Raw genomic sequence first — 17,545 nt, forward strand, 5'->3', positions numbered from 1 at the left:
CGGTGAATGTCGGTGCGTGGTTCTCGCTCATTCTTTTGAACCTTGCCGGGGCAGCCTCGCCCGCACGCTTTTGCGGTGACCGCTGGGATTCAGACCGGGGTGCTTTTTGGTGCACGCTCACGGTGCTGGGAGCTGCCGCGTTGCTCAATGCCTATCCCGATGTGCTTGGACTCGTGCAGGTTGTTGGTGGCGCCTGGCTGTTGTACATGGGTGTTGGAATGATCCGCGGGGGCGTTCTTTGTGGTGGCGGCGTGCCTGCTCGTGTTTAACGGAATACGCGAGTTGCTCGATTAGGGCTCGGTTGCCCGAAAACTTCTCCACAGCAGGCGGTGGTGCGAACCGAATCCACATTTGGGGGTAGGAGCGAGGCACGGATTTTCAGACCTTGGCAAAGTCGGATGTACATCATTCGACTAAGGAGACCTAATGAACAATACCTACGTAACTATTCGCGGCTGGATTGGCGGCGAACCCAAACTGTTTTCGAATAACGACACCAAATCCGAAGGGGAAGCCACGCGGGCGACCACGATCTTCCGCGTCGGGGTCACGCCCCGCTACTTTAATCGTCACGAGGGCCGGTACACCGACGGGGTAACCACCTGGTACGCCGTGCGCTGTTACGGGGCTCTTGCCACGAATGCGTCGCTCTCTTTGAAAAAGGGCATGCCCGTGATCGTTCGCGGCCGGCTCGTCACCCGTCTGTGGAACGATCGGGATCAGGTCCAGCAGCGTGAGCTCAGTATTATCGCTGATTCGGTGGGCGTTGAGCTGTCAAACGGAATTGTGAATTACGTCAGGCGGGCTGACATGACCTTGCCACCTCAGCCGGGAGAGCCCGGGTGGGCTGGCGACGATTCCGTGGCTGAAGCTCGCACGAAGCCCGAGGAAGGGTGGAACGGCACCGGCTCCCACGGAACAGATACCGACGCGGGTGAGCCGGCCGTCGTCGTCGATGAAGATGGCGTTTTGATCGAGCACGGCCCGGAAACCGAATCCGAGTACTCAGAACCAAGTGAGCGCGAAGAAGCCTTCGCTTAAAGGGAGGGCGTGCGCCCGGTGAGACCAACTGCCTAGGTGCACGCCTTTGCTCCAACCGGTGGATAAATTAGGCTTGAGGGTGGTTGTAATCGTGATTGGAGTGCAGTGGCTGAGTTTATTTACCAGATGATCAATACCCGCAAGACGGTGGGCGATAAGGTCATTCTTGACGACGTGACGATGGCGTTCTTCCCCGGGGCGAAAATCGGCATGGTCGGCCCTAACGGTGCAGGTAAGTCAACGATTTTGAAGATCATGGCGGGCCTGGACAAGCCGTCGAACGGTGAAGCGCGGCTGTCACCCGGCTATTCGGTGGGTATTCTCTTGCAGGAACCACCCCTGACCGAAGATAAAACCGTGATCGAAAACGTCCGTGAAGGCGTGGCAGATATTCTCGCCAAGGTTGACCGCTTCAACGAGATCGGCATGGAGATGGCCGATCCGGATGCCGATTTTGATGCGCTCATGGAAGAGATGGGCAAGCTGCAAACCGAGATTGACGCCGCCAACGCCTGGGATCTGGACGCCCAGCTGCAGCAGGCGATGGACGCGTTGCGATGCCCGCCGCCGGACACCCCGGTCAACGTGCTTTCCGGTGGTGAACGCCGCCGCGTCGCATTGTGCAAGCTTCTCCTTGAAGCGCCAGACCTCCTGCTCCTCGACGAGCCGACCAACCACTTGGATGCCGAATCCGTGCTGTGGTTGGAGCAGCATCTGAAACAGTACCAGGGCGCCGTCATCGCGATTACCCACGACCGCTACTTCCTCGACCACGTGGCCGAGTGGATCGCAGAAGTTGATCGCGGCAAGCTTTACCCGTACGAGGGTAACTACTCCACCTACTTGGAAACCAAGGCCGAGCGCCTAAAGATTCAGGGGCAAAAGGACGCCAAACTGCAAAAGCGGCTCAAGGACGAACTCGAATGGGTCCGCTCGTCGGCGAAGGGACGCCAGGCCAAGTCGAAGGCCCGCCTGCAGCGCTACGAGGAGATGGCTCGCGAGGCCGAATCGATGCGCAAGCTCGACTTTGAAGAGATCCAAATTCCGCCAGGCCCGCGGCTTGGCAACGTGGTCATCACGGCAGACAAGATCAAGAAGGGCTTTGGTGAGCGCGTGCTCATCGAGGACCTCTCGTTCAACCTGCCACCGAACGGAATTGTGGGCATCATCGGCCCGAACGGCGTGGGTAAGACCACGCTGTTTAAAACCATCGTCGGCCTTGAACCACTTGACGCCGGCGATCTTAAGATCGGCGAAACCGTCAAGCTTTCCTATGTGGATCAGACCCGGGCGGGTATTGATCCGGAAAAGACGCTGTGGGAAGTCGTCTCTGACGGCCTTGACTACATTCAGGTAGGAAAGGTTGAAATGCCATCGCGAGCCTACGTCTCAGCATTCGGCTTCAAAGGTGCAGACCAGCAAAAGAAGGCCGGAGTGCTCTCGGGTGGTGAACGCAACCGGCTCAACCTGGCACTGACCTTGAAGCAGGGCGGCAACGTGATCCTCCTCGACGAGCCGACCAACGATTTGGATGTGGAAACCCTGGGCTCACTCGAAAATGCGCTCCTCGAATTCCCCGGCTGTGCCGTGGTGATTACCCACGATCGTTGGTTCTTGGACCGCGTGGCCACCCATATTTTGGCCTGGGAGGGCACCGAAGAAAATCCGGCTAACTGGTACTGGTTCGAAGGTAACTTCGAAGCATACGAAAAGAACAAGGTGGAACGCCTCGGCGAGGAAGCAGCTCGCCCGAGTGCGATGACCTACCGCAAGTTCAAACGTGACTAGAGGAGTGCCCCCAGGCGACTAGGCGCCTCGCGCCTAGTCGCGCGAACGCACCATGCCCTCTTGAGCCATGGTGGCAACGTGGCGGCCGTCTTGGAAAAACTTCGCAAGCGACAGCCCGCGGCCACCTTGCGCGCTTGGGCTGGTCAGTTCTGCGAGCACCCATTCCGACATGTTGATGTCGCGATGCCACCAGATCGCGTGGTCGAGCGTAGCCAGCGAAAGCTTCGGATTCGTCCAGTGCATGCCGTGCCGGCGCATGATCGGCTCCAACATGAACTGATCCGAACTGTAGGCAAGGATTGCACGGTGAAGAAGCTGGCTTGCATCTTCGGGCATGCGATTGCGCAACTTGAACCAAATAAGCACCGGATCATCACTTGGCTCGGCGGGCTTCATCCAAATTGAGCCGCCCACGTGGCGCATATCGATCGCGTTCGTCGAGCTCATCACGCGTGCGGCCGGATGATCAATGCTCGCAAATAGCGTTACTGATGATTCCAAAGTTTTAGGATCAGGCGCATGTGGCATGCGCTCTTCGTGTTCGACACCTGGCTGGATTTCTTGGAACGAGGCGCGGGCCGTAAAAATCGTTTTCCCATGTTGAGAGGCGTGAACGCGCCGGGTTGAAAACGAGCGACCATCAAGAATTTCTTCAACGTCAAACTGGGTTGGCACATCGAGATCGCCCGGGCGCAGGAATGCTGCTGTGATCGAATGGATTTCACGGCTCGCATACTGATTGGCGACGGTGGCGCGCGCTGCCACGACGGCCTGAGCGAACACCTGACCCCCGTAAACCCGACCCGAAATCTGGTGCAGATTCGAGCCTACATAGGAATTTTCTTCGCGAACTTTCATGCGCAACGTGCGCATAACGGAGGAAAGTGGTTCATCGGGCGGGCTTGGAACGGGCAAGTAGGTCATCTCAACAGTTTTTCGGGTCGACGCCGCTCCCGTCAAATCATTGCGCCTGGGGGCGTACTTTTCAGCTAGCTCACAATATGCGATGAGTTTCACAAGGATCGCGAGGTCTGGCAAACTAGATAAAGACACTTTTAAAGGAGATGTAATGACGCATGGCGATGTAAGCCGACGACTCATTCGGTCATTGGCCGATAGTTATGGCGTGGCCACGGACTTTTGGGATTTCGACGGAAACTACCGCGAGATTCCCGTCGCTACTTTGATCGCGGTGCTCAAAGCGATGGGCGTCGATGCGTCAACGAATCAATCGATCAAACACGAACTGAAAATCCACACCGAACGTATTTGGCGCAGGATTTTGCCCTCGTGCACGGTGGCACGAAACGATCGTGAGACCGTATTCCAAGTACATATCCCACACGGCGCACGAGTGTTAGTCGACGCAGTTACCGACGACGGCGCAACGTTCGGCGTGCGTCAGATCGAAGACTTCACAGAACCACGCTACATCGATGGGAATCTGCTGGGCCAGGCTTCCTTTGCCGTACCTGAAGGAATGCCCCTCGGGTACCACAAGCTCAAGGCCCGGGTAGAGCACAACGGGAAAGTGGCACAAGCGCAGGCAACCCTGATCGTCACGCCGACCAGACTAAACGTCAGTGATAAGCTCGCAGGGCGGGCCTGGGGGATGATGGCACAACTGTATTCAACCCGTTCGCGTGAATCCTGGGGAATTGGTGACACCGCAGACCTAGCCGAAATGGGCTCGCTATTTGGTGATCTGGGCGCCGATTTCTTGCTCGTCAACCCATTGCATGCTGCCGAACCGGTGGAGCCGATGACTCCCTCGCCCTACCTTCCAGTCACGCGGCGGTTCTTCAACCCGATCTACATTCGCCCCGAGGACATCCGCGAAGTTGCCTACATGTCCGGCCCCCAACGCTCTTTGGTCACGTGGGCAGCGGAGAACGTCAAAAAAATGTCGCTCGAAAACCACATCATCGATCGAGATTCGGCATGGAAAGCTAAACGCGAGGCTCTGGAAGTTATATTCGCGGCAGGCCGCTCCCACATGCGGCAACGTGATTTTGAGCGTTTCCGCGAAATGGAAGGCGAAGGCCTCGAAGACTTCGCGCTGTGGTGCGCGCTTGTCGAAAAGTATGGCAACAACTTGCCCCAGCACCTTCAGAACGTCGATTCGCCCTACGTGGCACGCGAACGCCGCGCGCTACAGGAACGGATCGATTTTTGGGCTTGGCTGCAATGGGTCATGGACGAACAGCTCAAGCGAGCCCAAGAAGAAGCACGCATGGCTGGCATGCGCATCGGTATCTCCCACGATCTCGCCGTTGGCGTTCATCCGTGCGGTGCGGACGTGTGGATGCTCCCGGACGCCTTCGCTCAAGGAATTGGCGTTGGCGCACCACCGGACATGTATAACCAGCAGGGCCAAAACTGGAGTCAGCCGCCCTGGCGCCCGGACACCCTCGAAGAAATGGACTATGCGCCGTTGCGGGACATGGCACGAACAGTGATGCGCCATGCGGGTCTGCTCAGGGTGGATCACATCATGGGTCTTTTCCGGCTCTGGTGGATTCCGGACGGCATGTCGCCCGTCGAGGGAACCTACGTGCGGTACAACCACGAAGCGATGGTGGGCGTCCTGCTTCTCGAAGCCCACATGGCGGGCGTCGTCGTCGTTGGCGAAGATTTGGGGACCGTCGAGCCGTGGGTGCGCGAATACCTGAGCGAACGTGGCATTTTTGGCACATCGGTATTTTGGTTTGAAAAGGACCACGCCGGTTGGCCAAAGCAACCCGATGACTACCGCACTGACGTGCTCGTTTCCGTGGATACGCACGATCTGCCACCGGCCGCCGGCTATATTGCAGGCGAGCATGTGGACCTGCGGGAAAGCCTAGGTTTGCTTGTCCAACCGGTTGAACAGATGCGCGAGGAAGCCAACGAGGAACGCAGGCGAGTGGAATACCGACTGCGCGAACACAGCCTCATAGAAAAGGATGCCTCCGAACGCGAAATCGTCGAGGCTCTCCACCGTTACGTGGTCCGTACTCGATCGCCCATGATTCAAGTATCGTTGGTTAATGCGGTCGGGGAACGCCGCGCTCAGAACCAGCCCGGCACCGATCAAGAGTATCCGAACTGGCGTATTCCATTGGCGGACGGTACCGAGCAGGTAGTCCTGGTTGAAGATCTGGCAGATAATCCTCGGCTGGTCTCGCTTGTAAACGCGTTGAACGATGAAATTGGGTCCGCGCAGGGCTAAGTTTGAAAGGGTGGTCGCCAGCCACCGGACCGGAAGGCAATTATGGACATCGAGGCTCTCCTGACCGCCGTTGGCGGGCGGGAGAATATTCGCACAATTGAGGATGAGCTCACCCGAATTCGGCTCGGTGTCAACGACCGCAATTTCATTGACGAGCAAGCAATCCGCAACCTTGGGGCCTACGGTGTGGTGATCCAAAAAGAAGCGGTTCAGCTGATCCTCGGGCGCGAAGCCGTAGAGATTGCAGCCAAGTTGGCTCAGCTAGGAGCCGAGCAAAGCGGAAATTAGAGCCGGTGCTCGTACATCCCTATCGCCTGCATGAGCGCAAACATGGTGATTGGCCCTACGAAGGTGAAACCGTGGCGTTTGAGTTCCTTGGCAAGGGCTTTTGACTCCTCGGATTGGCCCGCGTCGGGGCCTTCGCCGATGGGATCCTCGGGCGCGAAAGACCAAACTAGGTCAGCCAGGCTTCTGCCCTTTTCTTCAAGCGCCACTGTTGCGCGAGCGTTCCCGATGGCCGCATGGATCTTCGTTTCGTTGCGAATGATAGCTGGATTGCTCATGAGGCGCTCGACGTCACCGTCGGTATAGCGGGCAACCTTGGCCGGATCGAAGCCGTCGAATGCTTCGCGAAAAGCCGCGCGTTTCTTTAACACCGTTTCCCACGAGAGCCCCGATTGGAAGCTTTCAAGAACGATGCGCTCGTAGATTCCAGGGGTGTCACAGACGATGTACCCCCACTCGTTATCGTAGTAATCACGCAATAGCTCGGATGAGTTTGCCCAGTCGGGCCGGTTTGTGTTCATGAAGCAATCGTAGAAGAAGCAGCCAGCTCGCCGCGGGCACCCGAGCGGGAAATGTGGATAGACAGTGCATCCCGCGGGTTCGTGGAAAAGCCACTAGGTGCCACGCCCTGATATTCGCGTGTGGCGTATGAGCCGCCGTCGCAGATGAAAAATTGGCAATAATGAAACCATGAGTGAAAAAGTGAACTTTTGGTTTGATCCCTCCTGCCCGTGGACGTGGATGACGTCGCGTTGGCTGGCAGAAGTTGCCGAACTTCGCGATCTGGACGTGACGTGGCGGGCCTTCTCCCTGTACGAACTCAATCGAGGCCGCGACCTTCCCGCAGACTACCGCGAACACATCGACGAAATCGAGGACTGGGGCCGCGTGACCATGGCCGTCGCGCACGAGGCACCGGACAAGCTTGCCGACTTCTACACCGAACTTGGCACCCGCGCTCATAACAATGACGAACCTAAGGTCGATCAGACGATCGTGGCAGCCCTAGAAGCCGTTGGTTTGGACGACGAGCTTCTCGAGCGCGCCAAGGCGGGAGAGTTCGACGACGCCGTGCGCGAATCTACCCAGGAGGCACTCAAACTCGTTGGCGACGACGTCGGCGTGCCGATCATCGAAACGGCAGGCACCGCCTTCTTCGGGCCTGTCATGTCACCCGCACCCAAGGGAGACGACGCCGCGAAAGCCTGGGATGGCACCTTGGCACTGGCGCAGACGAAGGGCTTTTTCGAGCTGAAGCGTTCGCGGGATGTCGGCCCGATCTTCGACTAGAACGTTTTAGTCAGCGAGTGGCGCGGGCTGGTCGGAGCGCCGGCGAATGTGAACCGTTCCGGCGTGGTCGATCTCGAACTTCGTGTCAGCTTCCCGCCCGTGCTTAAACGGTAGAAGCGAAACGATGCCTACCACAATCGCACCCCAAATCAGACCGAAAATGGTCGAATACAGAGTATCGACAAACCAGACGAAGAAACCTCCACCCGTGCCAGCGATAGCCGTGGTGATGGTGTGGCCGAGCTCGTAGGGAGCCGACCAGACGATTTCGTCGAGCCCCACGAGCACGATGTGGCCGCCAACCCACAGCATTGCAACTGTTCCGATGGCCGTAATAGCGCTCATCACCTTGGGCATCGCGGCAAAGAGGCCGCGGCCAATCTTTTGCACCACTGCGTTGTTGCGCTGGGTGAGCCACAGGCCGAGGTCGTCCATCTTCACCAAAAGCGCGACTACGCCGTAAATGAGCACGGTGATAGCAATCGCCACGACGATCAGAATTGCCGCACGCATCCACAACACTTCATCCGTGACTTCGTTGAGGGAAATCACCATGATCTCCGCCGAAAGAATGAAATCCGTGGTGGTCGCTTCACGAACGATCCGATCTTCGGCTTCCTTGCCCTTGACCACAGCCGGGGCATCGGCTTTCGTTTCCTTACCGCGCCGGAGTTTGTCAATGATCTTATGCGCACCCTCGTAGGCGAGATAGGTGCCCCCGAGCATCAATAGTGGCGTGAGCAGCCACGGAATGAACTCGGAAAGCAAGAGTGCCACCGGCACGATGAAGAGCAACTTATTGCGTAGCGAACCAAAGAAAATTCGCTTCATGATTGGGAGCTCGCGCGATGGCTTGAGGCCATCCACGTATTGCGGAGTGACCGCCGTATCGTCGATGACCACACCGACTGCTTTCGAGCCAGCCTTGGCCGCGCCTGCGGCGATGTCATCGATCGACGCGGCGGCAACACGAGCCAGTGCCGCAATGTCATCCAACAGCGCGATGAATCCAGTAGCCACGCGGGCTCCCTCCACTATTTAAATATCAGCAAGGAAAAGATTACCGCACTGCCGCAGGCTAGCACCTACCAGATGCGGACGCGTTCCTCGGGATCCAGCCACAGCTCATCACCTTCGGCGACGTCGAACGCCTCGGCAAATGCATCCACGTTCTTCACCACACCGTTACACCGGAATTCGGCGGGGGAGTGCGGATCGATCGCCAAATACTGGATAGCGATCTCGTCGCGTACCTTCGTCTTCCAGATTCGTGCCCAGTTGAGGAATACGCGTTGAATGCCGGTGTATCCTTCAATTTCCGGGGCGCCCTCGCAACCGCCGTGGCCCTCGCGTTCCATCGCAATATCGTAGGCCTTAAGCGCGATCGACAGCCCACCAAGATCGCCGATATTCTCACCCAGTGTGAATTCGCCGTTCACATGATGTTCTGAATCGCCCAGCTGTGCGGGAGTGTACTGCTCGTATTGGCCAACAAGGGCCTTGGTGCGCTTTTCAAATTCCTCGCGGTCCTCGTCAGTCCACCAGTTGTTGAGCCGGCCTTCGCCGTCGTACTTCGAACCCTGGTCATCAAAACCGTGGCCGATCTCGTGGCCGATCACCGCGCCAATGCCGCCGTAATTGTAGGCGGGGTCGGCATCCGCGTCAAAGAATGGCGGCTGTAAAATCGCGGCCGGGAAAGCGATCTCATTACCCACCGGGCTGTAATAGGCGTTGACCGTTTGCGGATTCATAAACCACTCGGTGCGATCCACCTCGGTGCCGAGCTTGCTGATCTGCCGGTCATGCTCGAAACGCGCGGCCGCCCGAACATTGCTCACCAAGGCGTCGGTGATCTCCAGCTTCGAATAATCGCGCCACTCTTCTGGGTAGCCGATCTTCGTTACGATCTTGCCCAATTTGGCGAGCGCCTTTTCCTTCGTCGCGTCGGTCATCCAATCGAGGTTGCGGATCGAGTCATCGTAGGCAGCAACCAAGTCCGCAACGAGTTGTTCCATCTTCGCCTTGTGATCGGGCGGGAAATGCCGCTCCACATAAACCTTGCCCACAGCTTCGCCAAGCACCGAGTTAACAAGGCTCACGCCACGCTTCCAACGATCGCGAATCTGCTCGGTGCCGGAGAGCACCTTGCCGTAGAAATTAAAGTTTGCCTGAACAATCTCCTCGCTCAAGAAGGGCACGCGCGCGAGAATGGCCCGCCAGTGGAGGTACACCTTCAGCTGCTCGAGATCGGCCCGCTGCCACTCTTCACCAAAGCCAGCAAGCGCATCGGGAGTCATCACAAGGAAGTTTGGGGCGTTGCTTGGCCACAGATCCATGGCATCGAACGCCGCATCCCAATCAAATCCGGGCGCCTTTTCCTTGAGCTCATCGAAAGTCATGACGTTATTCGTCTTGTCAGCATCGCGCGAATCAACAACGCTCATGTGGTGCGACGCAAGTTTCGTCTCGAAATCCATGATGTGCTCAGCGGCGGCCTTCGCAGCGGTGTCATCCTCGCCGGTTGCTAGCGAATAGAGCGTGGGAATGAAATCCCGGTACTTTTCGCGATATTCGGCGTAGGCATCCTCACGATAGTAGGCCTCATCGGGCAGGCCTAAACCGGATTGGTAGAGCCATGGAATGTATTGGCTCGGATTGTTTCGATCGGCGTGAATGTCTAGCTCAAACGGCATGGGGACACCGATGGCATAAAGCCGGCCAACTACGATTTCCAGATCGTCCTTATCGCGAGCCTCACGGATCAGATCAAAATCGGCTTGCAAAGGCGCCGCGCCGAGTCCGTTCACGCGATCGACATCCATGAACGAATCGTAAAGATCTGCAATCTTGCGGATCTCGCTGCCTTCGTAAGTATCGGGGTCCTCGTTGACCTTGGCAGTGATCTCATCAAGAATGTCGCGCACGTCACGCTCTGCCTGGAGCCGAAGATCGGTAAAACCCCCGGTGGAGGACTGGTCGGCAGGAATCTCGGCCTCGCTGAGCCACAGGCCATTGACGTGCCGGTACAGGTCATCCTGCGGGCGCACGTCAGCATTGATCGCATCAATAATTTCTCGCGTTGTGTTATCCATGTTCACAGTCTACGGGGAAAAGAGGCAAGCCGAAACGAAATGCGGACGCTTGACGCGAACAGCACCCGCCAATCTACAGGCCAACTATACTGGTGGCATGCGTATACATATTGCCGCCGATCACGCGGGTTTTGAATTACGGGAACATCTGATCGAACACTTGGAAGCCGATGGGCACGACGTCGTGGACCACGGATACAAAGAATACGACGCACTGGACGCCTATCCACCCGTGTGCTTTGCAGCTGCGCAGGCAGTTGTTGACGACGCCGGATCGCTCGGCATCGTGATCGGCGGCTCCGGTAACGGCGAGCAAATGGCCGCAAATCTGGTCAAGGGCGTGCGGGCCGCGCTCGTGTGGAACGAATCGACGGCGCAACTGGCGCGAGAGCACAATAATGCCAACGTGATCGCACTGGGAGCGCGCCAGCATTCACTCGAAGAGGCGGCCCGCTTCGTCGATATTTTTGTGGCTACCGGTTATGACCCGGAATCGCGCCATCAGTCGCGTATCGACATGCTTCACGCGTACGAAGACGGCCAGCGCGAGTTCTAAACTCACGCCGGCCGTCTATTTTAACCGCGGTTAAATATAAATCGCGGGGTCGATCAGGTGCTCGGTCGCCTTCTTTTCTCGATTCTTTGCGGGTATCCCGACGGCGATATTGTCCGATGGGACATCCTTAACGACGACGGCGTTGGCGCCGATCCCGACGTCGTCGCCGATAGTAATCGGGCCTAAAACTTTCGCGCCCGAACCGATCGTTACTCGGTTACCAACCGTCGGATGCCGCTTACCGGGCCGCATCGATGTGCCACCGAGTGTGGTGCCGTGGAAAATCACCACATCCTCACCAACTTCGGCTGTTTCACCAATGACCACGCCCATGCCGTGGTCGATGAAGAGCCTGCGGCCAAGCTTTGCGCCGGGATGGATTTCCACTCCCGTGAGCCCACGCATCACCTGGGAAAGCAGGCGTGCCGGGAGCTTGAGCCGCTCGTCGGTGTTCCACATAGCGTGCGCGACCCGATAGGCCCACACTGCGTGAACGCCGGGATAGGTGAGGAACACTTCGAATTGGTTGCGGGCGGCGGGATCATTGCTGACCGCCGCCCGTAAGTCTTCGCGCATCTTTTGAAGTAGACCAACTTTAGACATGGCTAGTCAACGAGCCCTTCGAATAAGGATGTGGACAGGTAGCGTTCGCCAAAGTCCGGGATGATGACCACGATGTTCTTGCCCGCAAACTCGGGGCGTGCAGCGAGCTCACGTGCCGCCTTCAGCGCCGCGCCGGACGAGATGCCGACCAGTAGCCCCTCCTCGTGGGCTGCTCGGCGTGCGGTTGCCACGGCATCCGCGCTCGCGACGGTGACGACCTCATCGTAGAGCTCAGTATCTAACACGTCTGGCACAAAATTCGCACCGATACCCTGAATGCCGTGAGAGCCCGCCTCACCTTTGGACAGGAGCGGCGATTCGGCCGGTTCCACGGCGACTAGGTGGATATCAGGGTTCTTTTCCTTGAGATATCCACCCGCGCCCGTCAGCGTGCCGCCGGTGCCAATGCCTGCAATGAAGGCGTCGACCTTGCCGTCCGTCGCCTCCCAGATCTCCGGGCCGGTTGTTGCCCGGTGGATAGCCGGATTGGCGGCGTTAGCGAACTGGGAGGCAAGGATTGCCCCGGGGTTTTCTGATGCGATTTCCTTTGCCCGATCAACCGCTCCCTGCATGCCCTTTGCCGGTTCGGTTAGCTCGAGCGTTGCGCCAAAGCCGCGCAGTAGTGCACGGCGTTCCTTGGACATGGAAGCTGGCATCGTCAAAATTACCTTGTAGCCCCGTGCGGCCCCCACCCAAGCTAGTGCGATTCCGGTGTTTCCGGAGGTGGCTTCAACGATGGTGCCACCGGGTGTGAGTTCGCCGGCTTTCTCTGCGGCGTCGATAATGGCCACGCCGATACGATCTTTAACGGAATTTGCCGGATTGTAAAACTCGAGCTTTGCGATAACGTTTGCGTTTTCACCTGTGAGGCGATTGATTCGAACGAGGGGAGTTTTGCCAACGATCTCGGTGACATTATTAAAAATTGTCATGATGATCCTTAAATAGAAACCGGTTGATGGTGCTCTTTAGGCGAGCGAGCCTGGGTGGCACACATGCACGAGGGCACAGAAATTAAGGTCTGCCACCCTAAAGACACATGCAGCAACACATCATGGCGGTCATCATGTTCATGGATGACGTCCTCTCTGTGCGTTGCCGAATGTCTATTCGTGCGGTATTTGAAAGATCAACAAAGTCATTCTACATCCTCAGCGAGCTAGATCAAGAGCGTTCACCATGTGGGAAACGATCCGTGTTTGACTTCGTGAATGATTGTGCCCACGTCAATTGGGGTTGCTTCGCCAGCGCTCAGTTCAGCCACTTGCTCGGCAAACTCTTCCGGATTTCCAACTGCGACGTCGATGTTCACGCTTACCGCGCCGTATTTGACGTCGACGATCTCGTAGTCTCTGCTGCGCAACTCCGCCTCAAGCTTGCCGGCATGCGCATGGGAAACCGCAACGCGCTGGCGCCGATACGTCACCTGTTTGACAAGTCTCGCGTCTGACAGCACGGCCCGTACGGAATCTGAATACGCACGCACAAGCCCACCGGTTCCCAGTAGTGTGCCGCCGAAATAGCGAACCACAACCACGCAGATGTCCGTCAAATCGTGCCCGGTTAATACATCAAGCATCGGCCTGCCTGCCGTACCCGAGGGTTCGCCGTCGTCGGAAGAATTAAGAACCGGATTAGCTTCGAGCTGCGAAACCACGTAAGCCGAACAGTGATGGCGCGCATCGGGGAATTCGGCGCGGGCATCGGCAAGCACCGCGCGAGCTTCATCGACCTGCGAAACGCGCCGAGCGATCGAAATAAACCGAGATCTTTTGATCTCAAGTTCGGCACGTAACTCTTTCGTGGTGGCAAGGCGCAGGTCGGTCATAGCGCTATTATTGCAGGGTCCGGTGCAGCCCGGCGCCGCAAAGGTGATGCGGCCACGTGTTTCCGAGCACAGTTAGCCCCGGCAATGTGGCGCGAACTTGCGCACGTGGGCTAGACTCGAACACTGTCTGCTCGGAGCCGAAGCTCCGAATTTTTGAAGTGTTCACGCTTTGCAAGCGTGAAGGCACATGAGTACCGAAAGGAGCGGTTGGAATGGCAGTTCCCAAGCGCAAGATGTCACGCAGCAATACCCGCTCTCGCCGCTCCCAGTGGAAGGCTCAGCTCACAGAGCTTCAGCCGGTCCGCGTTGGTGGTGTTGAGAAGCGCATTCCGCGTCGCCTCGCAAAGGCAGCGCAGAAGGGTCTTATCGACCTCGACTAAGTCTTGAGTAAAACGAGTGTGAGGGCTTTCCCGAACGGGGGAAGGCCCTCATTTTTTCGCGGTCGAACATCCGGGGGCAGTGATACTCTCGTGGACTTGTGTTACACGCGGCGCCGGCGAATACGGCGGGGGATCGGTCTGGCCCACAGAGATCGCTGTTGCCTACGGAGGTCGGTCTTGCATCCGGGGATCGTTGTTGCATCGGGAGGTCGGTAAGCCAAGGAAAACGCGAAATTCCTTGGCTTATCGATCTCCGCGCGGCTTATGAACCCCCGGCGGCGCTTTGGATCCCCGCGGGTACGTCTACGCGATGGCGGGCGAGTACGGTTATCAGCGCTCCAATAACCCTACCCGCGCCACGGCAGAGGCTGCGCTTGCGAATGTCGAAGGAGCTGAATTTGCTTTCGCATACACAAAGGGAATGGCCGCAACCGCCGCCGCCCTCGAGATCGTTAGGCCGGGGCAAACAGTTGTTTTCTGCGACCAGCTATACGGTGGCACCTATGTTTTAGCGGATGAAATCATGGCGCGCAGAGGTATTGACATCGTTGACGCCGACTATCTGAATGAATGGACCGCCGCAGACTTGCCAGACAATCTTGGCGCTATTCTCATCGAAAGCCCCACCAATCCGGGCTTGCGAATTATCGATATTGAACATGCGGCCAACCTTGCACACAGTGCTGGCGCCTACCTCTTTGTAGACAACACGTTCTGTACCGCCTACCTCCAACGTCCGCTCGAACTAGGTGCAGACGCGAAATGGGCAACGCGCTATCGCCCTTCGACTCCTCATCCCTCTTGCGCGGCCTGAAAACAATGGCAATCCGAATGGATCGCGCGCAGGAAAACACGCTTAAGATCCGCGAATATGTGGAGGAACACCCGGCGATCGACAAGGTATTTTATCCGGGTTGGTATTCCGAACGCGAAGCCGACATTCACGCTCGCCAATCGTCGGGTGACGGCGCGGTAATCGCGTTCAATGTCAGTGCCGACGTCGATCTGTCAGCCTTCCGGCAAAATCTGCGGCTCATCAATGACGTGGTGTCCCTTGGATCGGTGAAAACCCTGCTCTCGCACCCTGCCACTATGACCCACGAAGACATCACGGACGAGGAACGTGCACGCACGGGAATCACGGAGCGGATGCTCAGGCTCTCCGGCGGAATCGAGGCCGCAGACGATATCATGATAGACCTAGGCACTGCTTTAGGGAAGGCGGTCAACAATGAGTCTGATAACGGGAGTCGTTAAACGATCGGCATCCGGTTCCCCGCGGAGCATACCGCTTTCGCACAGCGGGATTTTCGATCATGACCTGGCCCAGCAATACGCTAAATTCGTAGCCGCCGAACCATTGACTCACCTGCCACCGATGGCCTTTCACAATCTGTGCTTCCCAAGCACGGCGCGTGTGCTTGGCGAGCCTGCGGTTCCAGCCCGGCTGCCGGGGCTCGTGCATGAAAGTCTCACGTGGGAAATCCTTGAACCGTTACCGGTAGGAGTGCCCGCTACAGCGAGTTCACTCATCACCAGGACCAAGCGCAGGCGCGGCGTGGCAATCGAAGTAACATCGGTTGTGCACGCGGGGGATGTGCGGCACTACGTCGAACGCGCGGTGTATTTTGCGCGCAGACCTCTACGCGGCAAAGACTACGACTTCGTGCACCCCGATGCGGCTCTCTGGGAGGGCCCAGCTATTCCCGATTTGCGTACCCAGTTTGGGCTCAACGACGTCGGCGCGCTCGATATCGGGCAGCGCGCGGCGATCGCACTGCGCAAGTTTGAAGCTCATGCCGGGCGCCGGTGGGCGAAAATCTCCGGGGACGTCAACCCGATTCACATGTCAGCTTTAGCAGCGCGGCCATTCGGATTCAAAACCGCGATCGCCCACGGTGCGGCTATCGATGCCTGGGTGCATGCGTGTCTTGGCGTGGACGGCTCGGAACCTGCTTCGGGTGCCACAAAATTCCGAGCACCAACGCGCATCCCTAATGAGATCGAACTCGTTCCCTTCGGCGAGGGGCTGTATGGCGTGATTGAACGTCGATCGGGCCGGGATCTCGTACACGTGTGGCTCGAAGGTGAAACGCAAAAGGAAAGAGCTCAGTCGAACCCGAATCGCATCGTTATTCCGCGGGTTAACGGGCGGGCGAGTTCGACGGCGCTTGGGCGCTCAGCGTTCGCGGCTGCGGCTGGCACTGACGGGCAGATCCGCGAGTTGGTGGAAACTACGCGCAATTGGCGGAAGAGCTATCGGGAACCCGTGCGCGAGGTCAGCGTGATCGACGATCCGATGCGAGGAGGGGAAGCTGCAAGGCGCGGGCTCGACTATCTCGAAAGTCAGGTTACGACGGCAGGGGGCTTACCGATTGGCCAGATTGTAGCGGCCACCGATGCTCCCGACGGGGAGCGGATCACCGGTTCCGGTAAACGCCGGGAAAGCCTATCCATTCCATACCGGGGCCGACAGCTCGAAGGTGACGCCCTACGGAATCAGATCCAAGAGTGGGCAGCAAACGGCACTATGACGGCGATTGCGGCGCAACGCTTGCATAAGGTGGCTGACACCCCACAGTGGCTCGATCTTACTGACACCACGATCGGCGTCTTGGGCGCCGGTGCCGAACTGGCCCCAACGCGCTTTTTGCTCGAATACGGCGCAACAGTCGCCGCCGTGATCCGCCCGCAGTCCGCGCGTTACGCAGCGCTAGTTTCCGACGCCGAAAATCTTGCGGGCACACTTGAGCTCTCACCCGAGCTCGCGTCGGATATCGTGAGCGAAACCGGGGCAGTGGCGGGCTGGATGATCGATCGAAAGCCGCACGCCGTCGTCGAAACTTTGTATTCACCCGGAGTGGATTTCGTGCTCCTTGAGCTTGGCGCCGACGCCATTATGCGAAACGTAGCTGAAACTACGAACGCCATGCTCGCCTGGTACGGCACCCCAACCGACGCATACCCAATTGGAGCCAACCGCGAACGCGCCGGTGGAGTTGCGCAAGGTGAAAGGCAGAGAAAACCGCTTGCCGCTATGCGGGGCACGCCAGCGATTCGCGATGGGATCTACAATGGGATCGTCGACTATCAGGGGCCAAACTATATCCTTGCGAAACGGATCGGGCGCTGGCGGGCATCGGCGCTCGCGGCTGCTGGAAAGAAGGTTTCCTACAATGTGGCGCCCATGGCTGCCACCGAATCGGTATTCATTTCAAAGACCCTCAAAGCGGCCTATCGTGGCATGGAAAAACTGGGTATCGAAAGCTTCGAGGCCGATACCGCCGCTGCGATCATGGCAACCCTCCTCGTGTGGGACCTGCGTAACCCGCACACGGCAAACGCCGATTTCCTCACCGAAGCGGGAGTACCCAGCGGGCTGTGGAGCCAAAACTTCGAAGCTCAAGATATCCTTAAACGCGCCGTGCTCCTTGGGAGCGGGGCATACCTGCGGATGTACGATAAATAATC

Annotated in this window: 16 protein-coding genes and 1 pseudogene; 10 read left to right on the forward strand and 7 right to left on the reverse strand. The window is 58.0% G+C overall.

The features are described from left to right. Positions 1-2: 2 nt before the first annotated feature. From J2S70_RS07270 to ettA, 3 genes are all read left to right on the forward strand, one after another. On the forward strand, positions 3-269 hold the full coding sequence (locus J2S70_RS07270; RefSeq protein ID WP_307683059.1) for a LysE family transporter: 267 nt from the start codon (positions 3-5) through the stop codon (positions 267-269). Positions 270-426: 157 nt separating this feature from the next. After that, a complete protein-coding gene (locus J2S70_RS07275) occupies positions 427-1,041 on the forward strand; it encodes a single-stranded DNA-binding protein (protein ID WP_307683060.1) in 615 nt (204 codons plus the stop codon). Positions 1,042-1,146: 105 nt separating this feature from the next. Further along, positions 1,147-2,829 (forward strand): energy-dependent translational throttle protein EttA, encoded by a 1,683-nt coding sequence (ettA, locus tag J2S70_RS07280; RefSeq protein ID WP_307683061.1) that lies wholly within the window; start codon positions 1,147-1,149, stop codon positions 2,827-2,829. Between the two features lie 33 nt (positions 2,830-2,862). Here the strand turns inward: ettA and J2S70_RS07285 are convergent, their stop codons facing one another. Beyond that, positions 2,863-3,882 (reverse strand): acyl-CoA thioesterase, encoded by a 1,020-nt coding sequence (locus tag J2S70_RS07285; RefSeq protein ID WP_307683062.1) that lies wholly within the window; start codon positions 3,880-3,882, stop codon positions 2,863-2,865. A 16-nt stretch (positions 3,883-3,898) separates the two neighbouring features. On the opposite strand from J2S70_RS07285, the gene malQ reads away from it, so the two are divergent. Both malQ and J2S70_RS07295 read left to right on the forward strand, forming a co-directional pair. Then, positions 3,899-6,040 carry a 4-alpha-glucanotransferase gene (gene malQ, locus J2S70_RS07290; RefSeq protein WP_307683063.1) on the forward strand — a complete coding sequence of 714 codons (2,142 nt, stop codon included), beginning with the start codon at positions 3,899-3,901 and terminating at the stop codon, positions 6,038-6,040. A 42-nt stretch (positions 6,041-6,082) separates the two neighbouring features. Then, a complete protein-coding gene (locus J2S70_RS07295; RefSeq protein WP_307683064.1) occupies positions 6,083-6,328 on the forward strand; it encodes a PTS transporter subunit EIIB in 246 nt (81 codons plus the stop codon). On the opposite strand, the gene J2S70_RS07300 is transcribed toward J2S70_RS07295, so the two are convergent. Beyond that, positions 6,325-6,846: a DNA-3-methyladenine glycosylase I gene (locus J2S70_RS07300; RefSeq protein ID WP_307683065.1), complete on the reverse strand. Its 522-nt coding sequence runs from the start codon at positions 6,844-6,846 to the stop codon at positions 6,325-6,327. The genes J2S70_RS07295 and J2S70_RS07300 overlap by 4 nt on opposite strands. A 169-nt stretch (positions 6,847-7,015) precedes the next feature. Here J2S70_RS07300 and J2S70_RS07305 point away from each other — a divergent pair, with 169 nt between their 5' ends. Beyond that, complete coding sequence (locus J2S70_RS07305) at positions 7,016-7,615, forward strand: mycothiol-dependent nitroreductase Rv2466c family protein (RefSeq protein ID WP_307683066.1); 600 nt, start codon at positions 7,016-7,018, stop codon at positions 7,613-7,615. Between the two features lie 6 nt (positions 7,616-7,621). Here the strand turns inward: J2S70_RS07305 and J2S70_RS07310 are convergent, their stop codons facing one another. Both J2S70_RS07310 and J2S70_RS07315 read right to left on the reverse strand, forming a co-directional pair. Beyond that, positions 7,622-8,635, reverse strand: a complete 1,014-nt coding sequence (locus J2S70_RS07310; RefSeq protein WP_307683067.1) for a DUF808 domain-containing protein — start codon at positions 8,633-8,635, stop codon at positions 7,622-7,624. Between the two features lie 65 nt (positions 8,636-8,700). Continuing rightward, the gene (locus J2S70_RS07315; RefSeq protein WP_307683068.1) at positions 8,701-10,707 is read right to left on the reverse strand and encodes a M13 family metallopeptidase; all 2,007 of its coding nucleotides are present in this window, start codon (positions 10,705-10,707) and stop codon (positions 8,701-8,703) included. 97 nt (positions 10,708-10,804) lie between these two features. Between J2S70_RS07315 and J2S70_RS07320 the strand changes: the two genes are divergently transcribed. Next, on the forward strand, positions 10,805-11,263 hold the full coding sequence (locus tag J2S70_RS07320) for a ribose-5-phosphate isomerase (protein ID WP_307683069.1): 459 nt from the start codon (positions 10,805-10,807) through the stop codon (positions 11,261-11,263). A 30-nt stretch (positions 11,264-11,293) separates the two neighbouring features. Here the strand turns inward: J2S70_RS07320 and epsC are convergent, their stop codons facing one another. From epsC to J2S70_RS07335, 3 genes are all read right to left on the reverse strand, one after another. Then, positions 11,294-11,866, reverse strand: coding sequence for a serine O-acetyltransferase EpsC (gene epsC, locus J2S70_RS07325; RefSeq protein WP_307683070.1), 573 nt, complete (start codon positions 11,864-11,866; stop codon positions 11,294-11,296). 2 nt (positions 11,867-11,868) lie between these two features. Next, on the reverse strand, positions 11,869-12,801 hold the full coding sequence (cysK, locus tag J2S70_RS07330) for a cysteine synthase A (protein ID WP_307683392.1): 933 nt from the start codon (positions 12,799-12,801) through the stop codon (positions 11,869-11,871). Positions 12,802-13,040: 239 nt separating this feature from the next. Next, positions 13,041-13,694 carry a YigZ family protein gene (locus J2S70_RS07335; protein ID WP_307683071.1) on the reverse strand — a complete coding sequence of 218 codons (654 nt, stop codon included), beginning with the start codon at positions 13,692-13,694 and terminating at the stop codon, positions 13,041-13,043. A gap of 212 nt (positions 13,695-13,906) precedes the next feature. Between J2S70_RS07335 and rpmF the strand changes: the two genes are divergently transcribed. The 3 genes and pseudogenes from rpmF to J2S70_RS07350 all read left to right on the forward strand — a co-directional run bounded on the left by rpmF (position 13,907) and on the right by J2S70_RS07350 (position 17,543). Continuing rightward, the gene (gene rpmF, locus J2S70_RS07340; protein ID WP_307683072.1) at positions 13,907-14,074 is read left to right on the forward strand and encodes a 50S ribosomal protein L32; all 168 of its coding nucleotides are present in this window, start codon (positions 13,907-13,909) and stop codon (positions 14,072-14,074) included. 310 nt (positions 14,075-14,384) lie between these two features. Further along, positions 14,385-15,331 (forward strand): annotated as a pseudogene (locus J2S70_RS07345) (trans-sulfuration enzyme family protein). After that, on the forward strand, positions 15,306-17,543 hold the full coding sequence (locus J2S70_RS07350; RefSeq protein WP_307683073.1) for a MaoC family dehydratase: 2,238 nt from the start codon (positions 15,306-15,308) through the stop codon (positions 17,541-17,543). The pseudogene J2S70_RS07345 and the gene J2S70_RS07350 overlap by 26 nt, the downstream one beginning before the upstream one ends. Positions 17,544-17,545: the final 2 nt, after the last annotated feature.

The organism is Trueperella bonasi, assembly GCF_030811535.1.
Classification (GTDB): domain Bacteria; phylum Actinomycetota; class Actinomycetes; order Actinomycetales; family Actinomycetaceae; genus Trueperella; species Trueperella bonasi.